General features: G+C 73.7%; 12 protein-coding genes. 9 read left to right on the forward strand and 3 right to left on the reverse strand.

The genetic code is table 11. From position 1 onward, the window contains the following. Window positions 1–215 precede the first annotated feature (215 nt). Entirely contained in the window at window positions 216–1,880 is a 1,665-nt protein-coding gene (locus O2W15_RS07685) for an MFS transporter (RefSeq protein WP_269178986.1), read from the forward strand. A gap of 117 nt (window positions 1,881–1,997) precedes the next feature. Here O2W15_RS07685 and O2W15_RS07690 read toward each other — a convergent pair whose 3' ends face one another. Both O2W15_RS07690 and O2W15_RS07695 read right to left on the reverse strand, forming a co-directional pair. Beyond that, the gene (locus O2W15_RS07690; protein ID WP_269178987.1) at window positions 1,998–2,432 is read right to left on the reverse strand and encodes an OsmC family protein; all 435 of its coding nucleotides are present in this window, start codon (window positions 2,430–2,432) and stop codon (window positions 1,998–2,000) included. Between the two features lie 197 nt (window positions 2,433–2,629). After that, a complete protein-coding gene (locus O2W15_RS07695; RefSeq protein ID WP_269162728.1) occupies window positions 2,630–3,091 on the reverse strand; it encodes a MarR family winged helix-turn-helix transcriptional regulator in 462 nt (153 codons plus the stop codon). Window positions 3,092–3,289: 198 nt separating this feature from the next. On the opposite strand from O2W15_RS07695, the gene clpB reads away from it, so the two are divergent. Beyond that, window positions 3,290–5,956 carry an ATP-dependent chaperone ClpB gene (gene clpB, locus O2W15_RS07700; protein ID WP_269178988.1) on the forward strand — a complete coding sequence of 889 codons (2,667 nt, stop codon included), beginning with the start codon at window positions 3,290–3,292 and terminating at the stop codon, window positions 5,954–5,956. Between the two features lie 154 nt (window positions 5,957–6,110). Then, window positions 6,111–6,803: a hypothetical protein gene (locus O2W15_RS07705; RefSeq protein WP_269178989.1), complete on the forward strand. Its 693-nt coding sequence runs from the start codon at window positions 6,111–6,113 to the stop codon at window positions 6,801–6,803. A 6-nt stretch (window positions 6,804–6,809) separates the two neighbouring features. Here the strand turns inward: O2W15_RS07705 and O2W15_RS07710 are convergent, their stop codons facing one another. Next, the gene (locus O2W15_RS07710; RefSeq protein WP_269162731.1) at window positions 6,810–7,283 is read right to left on the reverse strand and encodes a hypothetical protein; all 474 of its coding nucleotides are present in this window, start codon (window positions 7,281–7,283) and stop codon (window positions 6,810–6,812) included. A gap of 133 nt (window positions 7,284–7,416) precedes the next feature. Here O2W15_RS07710 and O2W15_RS07715 point away from each other — a divergent pair, with 133 nt between their 5' ends. From O2W15_RS07715 to O2W15_RS07740, 6 genes are all read left to right on the forward strand, one after another. After that, a complete protein-coding gene (locus tag O2W15_RS07715) occupies window positions 7,417–8,100 on the forward strand; it encodes a fasciclin domain-containing protein (protein WP_269178990.1) in 684 nt (227 codons plus the stop codon). Window positions 8,101–8,168: 68 nt separating this feature from the next. Further along, window positions 8,169–8,726: an orotate phosphoribosyltransferase gene (gene pyrE, locus O2W15_RS07720; protein ID WP_269178991.1), complete on the forward strand. Its 558-nt coding sequence runs from the start codon at window positions 8,169–8,171 to the stop codon at window positions 8,724–8,726. A gap of 33 nt (window positions 8,727–8,759) precedes the next feature. Further along, window positions 8,760–10,196 carry an FAD-binding oxidoreductase gene (locus O2W15_RS07725; RefSeq protein WP_269162734.1) on the forward strand — a complete coding sequence of 479 codons (1,437 nt, stop codon included), beginning with the start codon at window positions 8,760–8,762 and terminating at the stop codon, window positions 10,194–10,196. Between the two features lie 28 nt (window positions 10,197–10,224). After that, the gene (locus O2W15_RS07730; RefSeq protein ID WP_269178992.1) at window positions 10,225–11,586 is read left to right on the forward strand and encodes an FAD-dependent oxidoreductase; all 1,362 of its coding nucleotides are present in this window, start codon (window positions 10,225–10,227) and stop codon (window positions 11,584–11,586) included. 88 nt (window positions 11,587–11,674) lie between these two features. Continuing rightward, on the forward strand, window positions 11,675–12,709 hold the full coding sequence (gene fbaA / locus O2W15_RS07735) for a class II fructose-bisphosphate aldolase (protein WP_036336355.1): 1,035 nt from the start codon (window positions 11,675–11,677) through the stop codon (window positions 12,707–12,709). A gap of 3 nt (window positions 12,710–12,712) precedes the next feature. After that, window positions 12,713–13,120, forward strand: coding sequence for a DUF3151 domain-containing protein (locus O2W15_RS07740; RefSeq protein WP_269162736.1), 408 nt, complete (start codon window positions 12,713–12,715; stop codon window positions 13,118–13,120). Window positions 13,121–13,202 lie beyond the last annotated feature (82 nt).

A 13,202-nucleotide genomic window follows, 5' to 3' on the forward strand; every position in this document is an offset into this window, starting at 1 on the left:
CGTACCGCCGGACGGGCGGCGACCGGACCCCAGAGGTCCGGTCGCCGCCCGTCCTGCATCCGGGAGACGCGGTTCACCCGGAATGGTCGTTGCAGACCGCAACAAACGGGTGCAAGATGGTTGCTGTCTACATGTACCGGGTTCCCGGCGCGCGGGGCCGATCGGCCACCGGACGGCGCTCGCACTCGGACTCGCAACGTCCAGGAGAACCACCGATGAGCAGCTCCGCACCGACCCGGCCGGCCGCCGGGGCGACCGCCGGCCCAGCGCCGCTCGGCCCCGCCGAGCAGCAGGGCCGGATGACGCACCGGCAGATCCTCAGTGCGCTGTCGGGGATGTTGCTGGCGATGTTCGTGGCGTTCCTGTCCTCGACCGTCGTCTCCAACGCCCTGCCGACGATCATCACCGACCTCCGCGGCTCGCAGAGCCAGTACACCTGGGTGGTCACCGCCACCCTGCTGGCCTCGACCGCGTCCACGCCCATCTGGGGCAAGCTCGCCGACCTGTTCAGCAAGAAGCTGCTCATCCAGATCGCGATCGTGGTCTTCGTCGTCGGCTCGATGCTGGCCGGGCTCTCGCAGTCGCTGTCGACGCTGATCGGCTGGCGGGTGCTGCAGGGCCTGGGTCTGGGTGGGCTGCAGGCGCTGGTGCAGATCGCGATGGCGGCGATGATCAGCCCGCGGGAACGGGGTCGGTACTCCGGCCTGCTCGGCTCGGTGATGGCGGTCGCCACCGTCGGTGGCCCGCTGATCGGTGGCCTGCTGGTCGACACCAGCTGGCTGGGGTGGCGGTGGTGCTTCTTCGTCGGCGTCCCGTTCGCCCTCGTCGCCCTGGTGCTGCTGCAGCGGACCCTGCACCTGCCGGTCACCCGGCGCGCGGTCTCCATCGACTACCTGGGTGCGACGTTCCTGACCGCCGGCGTCTCGGCGCTGCTGATCTGGGTGACCCTGGCGGGGAACAGCTTCGCCTGGGCCTCTCTGGAGACCGTGCTGTTCGTCGGGGGTGGCGTGCTCGCCCTCGTCGCGTTCGTGGTCACCGAGCTGCGTGCGGAGGAGCCGATGGTCCCGCTCCGGTTGTTCCGTGACCGGACGACGACCCTGGCGATCATCGCCAGCGTCGCGATCGGTGTCGCGATGTTCGGTTCCACGGTGTTCCTCGGCCAGTACCTGCAGATCTCCCGCGGCTACTCGCCCACGGCGGCCGGGCTGCTCACCATCCCGATGGTCGGCGGCCTGCTGGTCTCCTCGACCGTCTCCGGGATCCTGATCACCCGCACCGGGTTCTGGAAGCGCTACCTGGTCGCCGGTTCGTTGCTGGTGGCCCTCGGGTTCGGCCTGCTGGCCACGATCGACCACGCCACGGACATGGTCGTGCTGGGCGTCTTCCTCACCGTGCTCGGTGTCGGCATCGGGATGACCATGCAGAACCTGGTGCTGGCCGTGCAGAACACCGTCGCCGCCACCGACCTGGGGGCGGCGAGCTCGGCGGTCGCGTTCTTCCGCAGCCTCGGCGGCACGATCGGCGTCTCGGTGCTCGGTGCGGTGCTCTCCAGCCGGGTGGGCACGCTGATCCAGTCCGGGCTGTCCGACGTCCCGGGCGCCTCCGCGGCGGCCGGTTCCCAGGAGATCGGGCTCGCCGACCTGGCCGACGCCCCGGCGCCGGTCCGCGCGCTGATCCAGGTCTCCTACGGCGACGCCACCGGGCGGGTCTTCCTCATCGCGGCGCTGCTGTCGCTGATCACGATCGTGGCCGTCCTGCTGATCCGGGAGGTCGCGCTGCGCACCGAGACGGGGGACGAGCGGCTGCAGAGCGAGCGCGCTGCCACCTCGGGGGGCACGACCGCCGACGTCGACGCCCAGCTCGCGGGCCGACGCGGCTGACCGCCAGGACGCGCAGAGGCCCGTCCCCCCACCGGGGAGACGGGCCTCCGTGCGTCACGGCCCCCCTTCAGGGGCCCACCCTGAGCCTGCGAAGGGTGGGGGAAGGGGGGTCCTTCCTCAGAGGAGCGAGGCGTCCAGGCTGATGTCCACGGCGGCCAGCGCCTTGCTCACCGGGCACCCGGCCTTGGCGGCCTGGGCTGCCTTGTCGAACCCGGCGGCGTCGAGCCCGTCGACCTCGCCGCGCACGGTCAGCGCGATGCCGGTGATCGTCGGGGCGCCGTCCTCCTGGCCCAGGGTCACGTCGGCGCTCACCTCGAGCGACTGCGTCGTGCCGCCGGCCTTGCCGATCTCGCTGGACAGCGCCATGGCGTAGCAGGACGAGTGTGCGGCGGCGATGAGCTCCTCGGGGCTGGTGGTGCCCCCGGCCTCCTCGGCCGCCCGCTTCGGGAAGCTGACGTCGAACGTGCCGACCTTCGAGCTGGAGAGCTCGACTTGGCCGGAGCCCTCCTGCAGGGAGCCGTTCCAGGCGGTGCGTGCGGTACGGGTGGGCATCGGACCTCCTCTTCGTCGGTGGCGGTCGCGGCGCAGGTCTGCGTCGCGACCGGACACCGGTTCTGACGGGGTCAACCGTTCCTGGCCGCCGGTGTTCCCGCCACCGGACCGGCCCCGCAGCCGACCCCTGCCCGTCCGGCCCCGCTGCAGGGTCCCGCCGCGAGCTCGCGAGCGGTGGGGGGCAGCGGGGTCCTTCTTCAGGCGGAGGCGACCGCGCGGGTGTCGGCGACCCGCTCGGTGATCAGCCGCAGTTGGCTCTTCAGCTCGTCGAACTGCTGCTGGTTCAGCGCCAGGGCGTCGATCATCTGCCCGGAGATCGCGCACGCCGGGGCCTCGAGGGCCCGGCCCGCGTCGGTGAGCCGGACGGAGACGGACCGCTCGTCGTCGGCCCGGCGGTGCCGGGTCACCAGCCCCGCGGCGGTGAGCCGCTTGAGCAGGGGGGACAGGGTGCCGGAGTCCAGCGCCAGGCGGGTGCCCAACTGGCCTACGGTCTGCCCGTCCTCCTCCCACAGCAACATGAGGACCAGGTACTGGGGATAGGTGACCCCCAGCTCGTCCAGCATGGGCCGGTAGCGGGCCGTGACCGCCCGCGAGGCGGCGTAGAGCGCGAAACAGAGCTGATCGTCGAGAGCGACGCTCGGCGACGGGATGTCTGTCATGGGGCAAGAGTAGGGCGCGATCCGGCGGCAGGCAGCCATGTGGTCCCTCTCGTCGGCTTTTCTGCCAGGGGCGGAGGTCCCGGGCGGGCCTGCGGGGCGGCCCTGGACGTGTTCAGGTTGAGTGGAACAGACTCAAGTCCTGCTCCGTTGGACTGCACGAACCGTCTCGCGTCGCAGGAGAGGACAGGCCCACCCGCCATGCAGAGCAAGCTCACCACCCGTTCGCAGGAGGCCGTCGCCGCCGCTCAGCGGCTGGCGGTCGACCGGGGCCAGGCGGCCCTCGAGCCCCTGCACCTGCTGGCCGCCCTGCTCGAGCAGGCCGACGGCATCGCCGGGCCGCTCCTGCAGGCCACCGGCGCCGACCCGGCCGACGTCCGCGCCAAGGCCGACGCCGCGCTGCGCCGGATGCCGAGCGTCAGCGGGTCCACCGTGGCCGCCCCCGCGCCGTCCCGGGAGCTGCTCCGGGCGATCAACGCCGCCGGGGAGCAGGCCAGTGCGCTGGGCGACGAGTACGTCTCCACCGAGCACCTGCTGGTCGGCCTGGCCACCACCGACGGTGAGGCCGGCGCCGTCCTGACCAGTGCCGGAGCCACCCGCGACGCGCTCGTCGCGGCGTTCCGCACCGTCCGCGGCAACCGCAAGGTCACCAGCCCCGACCCGGAGAGCACGTTCCAGGCGCTGGAGAAGTACGCCGTGGACCTGACCGCCCGCGCCCGCGAGGGCCGGATGGACCCGGTCATCGGGCGGGACACGGAGATCCGCCGGGTGGTGCAGGTGCTGTCCCGACGCACCAAGAACAACCCCGTCCTGATCGGTGAGCCCGGCGTCGGGAAGACCGCGATCGTCGAGGGCCTGGCCCAGCGCATCGTCGCCGGCGACGTGCCGGAGAGCCTCAAGGGCAAGCGGCTCATGGCGCTGGACCTGAGCGCCATGGTCGCCGGGGCCAAGTACCGCGGTGAGTTCGAGGAGCGGCTCAAGGCCGTGCTCCAGGAGATCACCGAGGCCGAGGGGCAGGTCGTCACCTTCATCGACGAGCTGCACACCATCGTCGGGGCCGGCGCCAGCGGCGACTCGGCGATGGACGCCGGCAACATGATCAAGCCGATGCTGGCCCGCGGTGAGCTGCGGATGGTCGGCGCGACCACGCTCGACGAGTTCCGCGAGCACATCGAGAAGGACCCGGCGCTGGAGCGCCGCTTCCAGCAGGTCTACGTCGGGGAGCCGTCGGTCGAGGACACGATCGGCATCCTGCGCGGCCTCAAGGAGCGCTACGAGGTGCACCACGGGGTGCGGATCACCGACGGCGCGATCGTCGCTGCGGCCACCCTGTCGGACCGGTACGTCACGGCCCGCTTCCTCCCCGACAAGGCGATCGACCTGGTCGACGAGGCCGCGAGCCGGCTGCGGATGGAGATCGACAGCCGGCCGGTCGAGGTCGACGAGGTCGAGCGGGTCGTGCGCCGGCTGGAGATCGAGGAGATGGCGCTGGCCAAGGAGGACGACCCGGCGTCCCTCCAGCGGCTGGCGGCGCTCCGCGAGGAGCTGGCCGACCGCCGCGAGGCGCTCGGCGAGCTGACCGCCCGCTGGCAGCAGGACAAGACCGCGATCGACCGGATCCAGCACACCAAGGAGGAGCTCGAGGGGGCGCGGCTGGAGGCCGAGCGCGCCGAGCGGGACGGCGACCTGGCCCGGGTCGCCGAGCTGCGCTACGGCCGGATGCCGGCGTTGGAGCGGGCGCTGTCCGAGGCCGAGGCGTCGGTCGCGGCCAGCGACTCGATGCTCAAGGAGGAGGTCGGCGCCGACGACATCGCCGAGGTCGTCCAGGCCTGGACCGGGATCCCCGCCGGCCGGCTGCTGGAGGGGGAGACGCAGAAGCTGCTGCGGATGGAGGAGGAGCTCGCGAAGCGGGTCGTCGGCCAGCCCGACGCCGTCCGCGCCGTCTCCGACGCCGTCCGCCGGGCGCGGTCCGGGGTCGCCGACCCGGACCGGCCGACCGGCTCCTTCCTGTTCCTGGGCCCCACCGGCGTCGGCAAGACCGAGCTGGCCAAGGCGCTGGCGGAGTTCCTGTTCGACGACGAGCGGGCGATGGTCCGCATCGACATGAGCGAGTACTCCGAGAAGCACTCGGTGGCCCGGCTGGTCGGCGCCCCGCCCGGGTACGTCGGCTACGAGGCGGGTGGCCAGCTCACCGAGGCGGTGCGCCGCCGCCCGTACACGGTGGTGCTGCTCGACGAGGTGGAGAAGGGGCACCCCGACGTCTTCGACGTGCTGCTGCAGGTGCTCGACGACGGCCGGCTCACCGACGGGCAGGGCCGCACGGTCGACTTCCGCAGCACGCTGCTCGTGCTGACCTCCAACCTGGGGTCGCAGGTGATCGCCGACCAGTCGGTCCCCGACGAGCAGAAGCAGCGGGCAGTGCAGGACGTGGTGCGGGCGCACTTCAAGCCGGAGTTCCTCAACCGGCTCGACGACGTCGTCACGTTCCGTGCGCTCGGCTCCGACGAGCTCGTCGGGATCGTCGACATCCAGGTCGAGGTGCTCGCCCGCCGGCTGGCTGCCCGCCGGCTCACCCTGCGGGTGACCGACGCCGCCAGGGAGTGGCTGGCGCTCAACGGCTTCGACCCGGTCTACGGGGCACGGCCGCTGCGCCGGCTGGTGCAGTCGGCCATCGGTGACCAGCTCGCCCGGGCCCTGCTCGCCGGGGAGATCCGCGACGGCGACGACGTCGTCGTCGACTGGGCGGCCGACGTGGCCGACGGCGACGTGGGGCTGACGGTCACCACGGGGACGGTGCCCGGGAAGCCGACCGCGGGTCCGGGCCCGGCACCGACCCCGCCGGCGCTCGGCCCCGGCGCCGAGGAGTGAGGCCCGTGCCCGCCGTCCTGCCGGCGGGCACGGTCGCCGCCGGGCCTGGCGCGGGAGGGTGAAGAAGGGGTGACCGCGCGGCAGGGTCGGCACCTGGCACGCCGGGATGCGCCATGATCAGGAATTCGCGTACAGCAGTGATCCGAGGAGCGTCATGACGTCAGGACCGCAGGACCCCCAGCAGGGCGGCTCCGGACAGCAGCCCCCGTACGGCCAGCAGCCCCCCTACGGCCAGCAGCCCGGCTACGGCCAGCAGCCCGGCTACGGCCAGGAGCCCGGCTACGGCCAGGAGCCCGGCTACGGCCAGGAGCCCGGCTACGGGCAGCAGCCCGGCTACGGGCAGGGCGGGCCGGAGCAGCCCGGCCAGTACGCCTACCCCGCTGCTCCCGGCGCCCAGTACGGCGGCGCCCCCGATGCCCCGACGGAGCGACCGACCACGGTCAAGGCCGGGATCGGTGCGTTCCTGGCGAACACGATCCTCGGGCTGATCGCCTCGATCATCACCTTCACCAGCCTCGACTCGCAGATCAACGACCTGGTCGCCGACCAGGCGCTCACCCGCGACGAGGCCTCGGCGGCGCTCACCATCGGCGCGGGCATCGGCCTCCTCCTGACGGCGGCCTACCTGCTGGTGCTGTTCTTCGCCTGGAAGGGGCGCAACTGGGCGCGCATCGTCCTCTGGGTGCTGGGCGGCCTGAGCGTGCTGTTCAGCCTGCTGGGGGCAGGAGCCCTCGGCTTCCTCGGCATCCTCGGCCTGCTGCTCACCATCGCCGGGATCGTGCTCTTGGCGCTCAAGCCCTCCAGTGACTGGTACAAGGCGGAGACGCAGCGCCGGAACCGCTTCTGACCCCCGTCAGCGGGAGGAGCGGCTGCGTGGGCCGGACGAGGCCCACGCAGCCGTCGTCCGGGCCAGCAGGCTGGTGCCGGCGGCCGCACAGAGCACCAGCACCAGCAGCGACGAGGCCGCCACGCCACCGGTCAGGAAGGTCGCGCCGAGGGTCAGCAGCCCCAGTGGCAGGCTGACGGCCAGCCCGGTCCACCGCGCCCACGCCCGGCCGCGGCTGAGGGCGACCGCGGAGACGGCGGCCAGCACCCCGAACACCACGGCCTGGACCAGGTTCAGGAGCACGGCCCGCTCGGCGTCGGAGCGGGGCGAGCCCGGCTGGGCATCGGCGAGGGTGTCGATCACGGTGTCCCGGACGACGAACGTGAGCAGCGCGTTCAGCAGGAGCAGCAGGGCGAGCGCGGCGAGCACCCCGATGGAGACCTTGACCGAGGCGGGGGTCTCCGGGCGGGCCGGGCCGGAGGGCGGAGGGCTGCTGCTCACCGCGACAGGGTGGCACGCCGGGACGGCAGCTCGGTCGCCTGCCGTGCCGGATGCGATGCTGACAGCGGCCTGACCAGCGGGCCAGGACCACCGTGCGCGTGTGGTGACCGAGACCAGGAGGACAGCCGCAGTGATGGCCCCCCGGCAGACCCGAGCCGTCGTCCCGTCCCGGATCGGTGGGCTCCTCGCCGTCCCGGTCCTCCTGGCCGGGCTGGCCGGCTGCAGCGGGTCCGACGACGAACCGACCGCGCGCGCCACCCCCAGCGGCACGGCGGCCGAGACGAGCGCCGCACCGACACCGGAGGCGGCTGCGGCGCCCACCGGTCCGATCGGACCGGGCTGCGAGCAGGCCTTCCCCGCGGCCGCCGGCGCGCCGGCGGACCTGGCCGCCCAGCCGGTGAGCGCGGCGGTGGGCGCCAACCCCCAGCTGAGCACCCTCACCGCCGCCGTGGGCGCGGCCAACCTGGTCGACGTGCTCAACACCCGCGAGGAGGTCACCGTGCTGGCCCCGACCAACGCCGCCTTCGACGCGCTGGGCCCGGATGCCCTGCCCGCGCTGCTCGGGGACGTCCCGCGGCTGACCTCGCTGCTGACCCACCACGTCCTGCCCGGTCGGCTGGCGCCGGCCGACCTCGTCGGCGACCACGTCACGCTCAACGGGGACCCGATCACCGTCGCCGGGACGGCCGAGGCGCCGACGGTCGCCGCCGAGGGCACCCTGGCCGGCGCCGCGCCGGCGACCGTGGTCTGCGGCAACGTGCCCACGGCGAACGCCACGGTCTACGTCATCGACCAGGTGCTCGCCCCCGCCGGCTGAGCCGTGCCGGACTGAGCGGGGTCCCGGTCACCGGCACCCGCTCCGCCGGCCTCAGTAGGGTCGGCGGGATGAACGCCCCTGCCCCGGCCCACCCCGACCGCGCCCGGCTGCTCGAGCTCATCGTCGACCTCGCCGTCGTGCACGGGAAGGTGACCCTCTCCTCCGGCCAGGAGGCCGACTGGTACATCGACCTGCGCCGGGTGACGCTGCACCACGAGGCCGCCCCGCTGGTGGGCCGGGTGATGCGCCAGCTCACCGGCGACCTGCGCTACGACGTGGTCGGCGGGCTCACCCTCGGCGCCGATCCGGTCGCGGCCGCGATGCTGCACGCCGCCTCGGACGGCGAGGGGTTCCTGGACGCCTGCGTGGTGCGCAAGGCGACCAAGGCGCACGGGATGCAGCGGCGGATCGAGGGGCCCGACGTGGCCGGCCGCACGGTGCTGGTGGTCGAGGACGTCTCCACCACCGGCGGCAGCCCGCTCACCGCCGTCGAGGCGCTGCAGGAGGCCGGCGCCGAGGTGCTGGGCGTGGCCGTGATCGTCGACCGCGGCGCCCGCGCGGCCGTCGAGGCGGCCGGCCTGGAGTACCGCGCGGCGTTCGAGCTGGCGGATCTCGGCCTCTCCTGAAGGAGGGGCGCCGGAGCGACGTACGGTGACCGTGTGACCGCCCTCACGACGACGTGGGTCCGCGAGCTCCAGGACGCCCTGGGCCCGGACAGCGTGCTCACCGACCCCGACGTCACCGCCGCCTACGCACGCGACCAGGCGATGCTCGCCGAGGCGGGGCTGCCGGCCGCGGTGGCGCTGCCGCGCAGCACCGAGGAGGTGTCGGCGGTGCTGCGGCTGGCCAGCCGGCACGGGGTGCCGGTGGTGCCGCGGGGCGCCGGCTCCGGGCTGGTCGGCGCGGCCAACGCCGTCGACGGGTGCATCACCCTGGCGCTGACCCGGATGGACGCCGTCCTGGAGGTGGCCCCGGCCGACCGACTCGCCGTGGTCCAGGCCGGCGTGGTGAACAAGACGCTGCGCGACGCCGTCCGGGAGCACGGGCTGTTCTACCCGCCGGACCCGGCCAGCTACGACTGGTGCACCCTCGGCGGCAACCTGGCGATGAACTCCGGCGGGCTGTGCTGCGTGAAGTACGGCGTCACCACCGACTACGTGCTCGGCCTGGAGGTCGTGCTCGCCGACGGGCGGGTGCTGCGCACCGGACGGCGCACCGTCAAGGGCGTCGCCGGCTACGACCTGGCCCGGCTGTTCGTCGGCTCCGAGGGCACGCTGGGCGTGATCACCGAGGCGACGCTGGCCCTGCGCCCCGCCCCGCAGCCACCGGTCACCCTGGTCGCCAGCTTCGGCACCAGCGCGCAGACCGGCCAGGTGGTCGAGCGGGTGGTCACCAGCGGCCTGGTGCCGAGCATGCTCGAGGTGATGGACCGCACCTGCATCCGCGCGGTCGACGACCTGATGAAGGCCGACCTGGACCGGGACGCGGCGGCGCTGCTGCTGGCCCAGTCCGACAGCGGGGGAGACGTGGCGCTCGCCGAGATCGCGGCGCTGACCCGGCTGTGCGAGGAGGCCGGGGCGGACTTCGTGCACTCCACCGACGACCCGGCCGAGGGCGACCTGCTGATGACCGCCCGGCGGATGGCGCTGCCGGCCCTGGAGCGGCTGGGCAGCAGCCTGCTGCTCGACGACGTCGCCGTCCCGCGGTCGCGGGTGGCCACGTTCATCGACGGCTGCGACGCGATCGCCGCCACCGCCGGGCTGGTGGTCGGGGTCGTCGGGCACGCCGGCGACGGCAACATGCACCCCACCGTCGTCTTCGACGGTGCCGACCCCGACCAGTGCACCCGGGCCTACGCCGCCTTCGACGCGATCCTGGAGCTGGGCCTCTCCCTCGGCGGCACCATCACCGGTGAGCACGGGGTGGGCACGATCAAGGCCGACTGGCTGGAGCGGGAGATCGGCCCGGTCTCCCTCTCGGTCCACCAGGCGATCAAGCACGCGCTGGACCCGGCGGGGCTCCTCAACCCCGGGAAGATGTTCCGCCGGGCCTCCGGCGGCGACCTGGCCGCCGTCTCCGGCCTCATCGGCGCCTGAGACGTCCGGCGGTGGGAGGCTGCAGGGCATGACCGAGCGACTGGTGGTGGTCGGCGGCGACGCGGCCGGGATGTCGGCGGCCGCCCAGGCCCGGCGGCTGCGCACGGCGGCCGAGCTGGAGATCGTCGTCCTGGAGCAGAGCGACGTCGTCTCCTACTCCGCCTGCGGCATCCCCTACTGGGTCGCCGGGCAGGTGAGCGACCGGGACGACCTCATCGCCCGGACACCGGCGCAGTTCGCCGCCTCCGACATCACCGTGCACATCGGCACGCGGGCCGAGGGGATCGACCTGGACGCCGGTGTGGTGCACGCCCGCGGGGGCGCGCGGTTCGGCTACGACCGGCTGGTCGTCGCCACCGGCGGCCGGCCGAGCCGGCCCCCGATCCCCGGCCTGGACGCCCCCGGGGTGTTCGGCGTGCACCGGCTGGACGACGGCGCGGCCATCCGTGCGGCGATCGACCGGCTGCCGGCCGACGGCCCGCGGCGCGGGCTGGTCCTCGGCGGCGGCTACATCGGGCTGGAGATGGCAGAGGCCCTGCAGGACCGGGGCCTGGAGGTCACCGTCGTCCTGGCCGACCCGCTGCCGATGGCGCTGCTGGACACCGACATGGGCGAGCGGGTCTGCGCCGCCCTCGGGGCGATGGGCATGACGGTGCACGCCGACCAGGCGGTGCGGGAGGTGCTCGTCGACGCCGACGGCCGGGCCTGCGGGGTGCGCACCGACGTCGGCACGTACGAGACCGACCTGATCGTCCTCGGGCTCGGCATGGGGCCGGAGGCGTCCCTGGCCGCCGAGTCCGGGCTGGCGATCGGGCCGACCGGCGCGGTCGACGTCGACCGGAGCCAGCGCTGCCGGGACCACCCGGAGGTCTTCGCCGCCGGTGACTGCGCGCAGACGTTCCACCGGGTCACCGGCGAGGTCGCGCACGTCGCGCTGGGCACGCACGCCAACAAGCAGGGCCGGGTCGCGGGCTCGGTGATCGGTGGCCGGCCGGCCCGGTTCGCCGGGGTGCTCGGCACCGCGGTGACCAAGGTGCGCGAGCTGGAGATCGGCCGCACCGGTCTGTGCACCACCCAGGCCGAGGAGGCCGGGTTCGCCTACCGCACCGACGTCATCGAGGCGAGCACCCGGGCCGGCTACTTCCCCGGCGCCGAGGAGATCGCGGTCAAGCTTGTCACCGAGGCGGGCTCGGGGCAGCTGCTCGGGGCGCAGGTGGTCGGCGGGCCGGGGTCGGCGAAGCGGATCGACGTGCTGGCCACCGCGATCTGGGCGGGGATGACCGCCGAGGAGCTGGCCGGCAGCGACCTCTCCTACGCCCCGCCGTTCTCGCCCACCTACGACCCGGTGGTGGTGGCCGCCCGCGCCGTCAGCCGCATCGAGCAGGGCTGAGGGCCCTCCTCCCTGCCCCCACGGCGGCGCCCCGGAGAGGCCGATGAGCGGTGCGCCCGGTGGCGGTCGGCTCCACTAAGGTGCGGGCATGCCGATCGCGACACCCGAGGTCTACGCCGACATGCTCGCCCGGGCGAAGGAGGGCGGGTTCGCCTATCCGGCGATCAACTGCACCTCGTCCGAGACGATCAACGCCGCGCTGCGCGGCTTCGCCGACGCCGGCAGTGACGGGATCATCCAGTTCTCCACCGGCGGTGCGGAGTTCGGCTCGGGCACCCGGGTGAAGGACATGGTGACCGGTGCGGTCGCGCTGGCCGAGTTCGCCCACGTGGTCGCCGACAAGTACCCCGTCCAGGTGGCGCTGCACACCGACCACTGCCCCAAGGACAAGCTGGACAGCTACGTCCGGCCGCTGATCGCCCTCTCCCAGGAGCGGGTGGACGCCGGCAAGGAGCCGCTGTTCCAGTCGCACATGTGGGACGGCTCGGCCGTCGAGCTCACCGAGAACCTGGAGATCGCCCAGGAGCTCATCGAGAAGTGCGCGGCGGCCAAGATCGTGCTCGAGGTGGAGATCGGCGTCGTCGGCGGCGAGGAGGACGGCGTCGCCCACGAGATCAACGAGAAGCTCTACACCGCCGACGGCGACTTCGTGCGCACCGCCGAGGCCCTCGGGCTCGGGGAGAAGGGCGTCTACCTGCTGGCGGCGACCTTCGGCAACGTGCACGGGGTCTACAAGCCGGGCAACGTGAAGCTCCGCCCCGACGTGCTCGAGCGCGGCCAGGCCGTCGTCGCCGAGCAGTTCGGCCTCGGGGACGGCGCCAAGCCGTTCAACCTGGTCTTCCACGGCGGTTCCGGCTCCGCGCTCGAGGAGATCCGCGAGGCGCTCTCCTACGGCGTGGTCAAGATGAACGTCGACACCGACACCCAGTACGCGCTGACCCGGGCGATCGCCGGGCACATGTTCAGCAACTACGACGGCGTCCTGAAGGTCGACGGCGAGGTCGGCGTGAAGAAGACCTACGACCCGCGCACCTACATGAAGCTTGCCGAGGCGAGCATGGCCGACCGGATCGTGGAGGCCTGCGAGCACCTGCTGTCCGCCGGCCGGTCGCAGGCGGCTTGAGCCATGACCCACGCACACCACAACCTGCTCGGCGAGCCGCCGGCCACCCTGCTGCCGGGCATCCCGGAGGCCGACGACGCGCTGGCTGCCGGCGCCGACCCGGCCGAGGTCGCGGCGGGGCACCCCACCTCCAGCGCCGCCTGGGCCGCGCTCGCCGAGACCGCGCTGGAGGCCGGCCGCACCATCGAGGCCTACGCCTACGCCCGCACCGGGTACCACCGCGGGCTGGACGCGCTGCGCCGCAACGGCTGGAAGGGCTACGGCCCGGTGCCGTGGTCGCACGAGCCCAACCGCGGTTTCCTGCGCTGTGTCACCGTGCTGGCCACGGCGGCCGGTCGGATCGGCGAGGTCGACGAGCAGGAGCGCTGCACCCAGCTGCTGCGCGACTGCGACCCCACGCTGGTGCCCTGACCAGTCGGTCCGCGCAGCATCCCGCTGCCGACTGAGCAGTTCTGGTCGCTCCCCGCGGCGTGTCCGCGCGAGTCGGCGACCG

Source organism: Modestobacter sp. VKM Ac-2979, from assembly GCF_026967995.1.
GTDB lineage: Bacteria > Actinomycetota > Actinomycetes > Mycobacteriales > Geodermatophilaceae > Modestobacter.

Coding starts and splice junctions, on each gene's coding strand:
- O2W15_RS07685 (WP_269178986.1), top strand. CDS start 216: ATGAGCAGCTCCGCACCGACCCGGCCGGCCGCCGGGGCGACCGCCGGC.
- O2W15_RS07690 (WP_269178987.1), bottom strand. CDS start 2,432: ATGCCCACCCGTACCGCACGCACCGCCTGGAACGGCTCCCTGCAGGAG.
- O2W15_RS07695 (WP_269162728.1), bottom strand. CDS start 3,091: ATGACAGACATCCCGTCGCCGAGCGTCGCTCTCGACGATCAGCTCTGT.
- clpB (WP_269178988.1), top strand. CDS start 3,290: ATGCAGAGCAAGCTCACCACCCGTTCGCAGGAGGCCGTCGCCGCCGCT.
- O2W15_RS07705 (WP_269178989.1), top strand. CDS start 6,111: ATGACGTCAGGACCGCAGGACCCCCAGCAGGGCGGCTCCGGACAGCAG.
- O2W15_RS07715 (WP_269178990.1), top strand. CDS start 7,417: ATGGCCCCCCGGCAGACCCGAGCCGTCGTCCCGTCCCGGATCGGTGGG.
- pyrE (WP_269178991.1), top strand. CDS start 8,169: ATGAACGCCCCTGCCCCGGCCCACCCCGACCGCGCCCGGCTGCTCGAG.
- O2W15_RS07730 (WP_269178992.1), top strand. CDS start 10,225: ATGACCGAGCGACTGGTGGTGGTCGGCGGCGACGCGGCCGGGATGTCG.
- fbaA (WP_036336355.1), top strand. CDS start 11,675: ATGCCGATCGCGACACCCGAGGTCTACGCCGACATGCTCGCCCGGGCG.
- O2W15_RS07740 (WP_269162736.1), top strand. CDS start 12,713: ATGACCCACGCACACCACAACCTGCTCGGCGAGCCGCCGGCCACCCTG.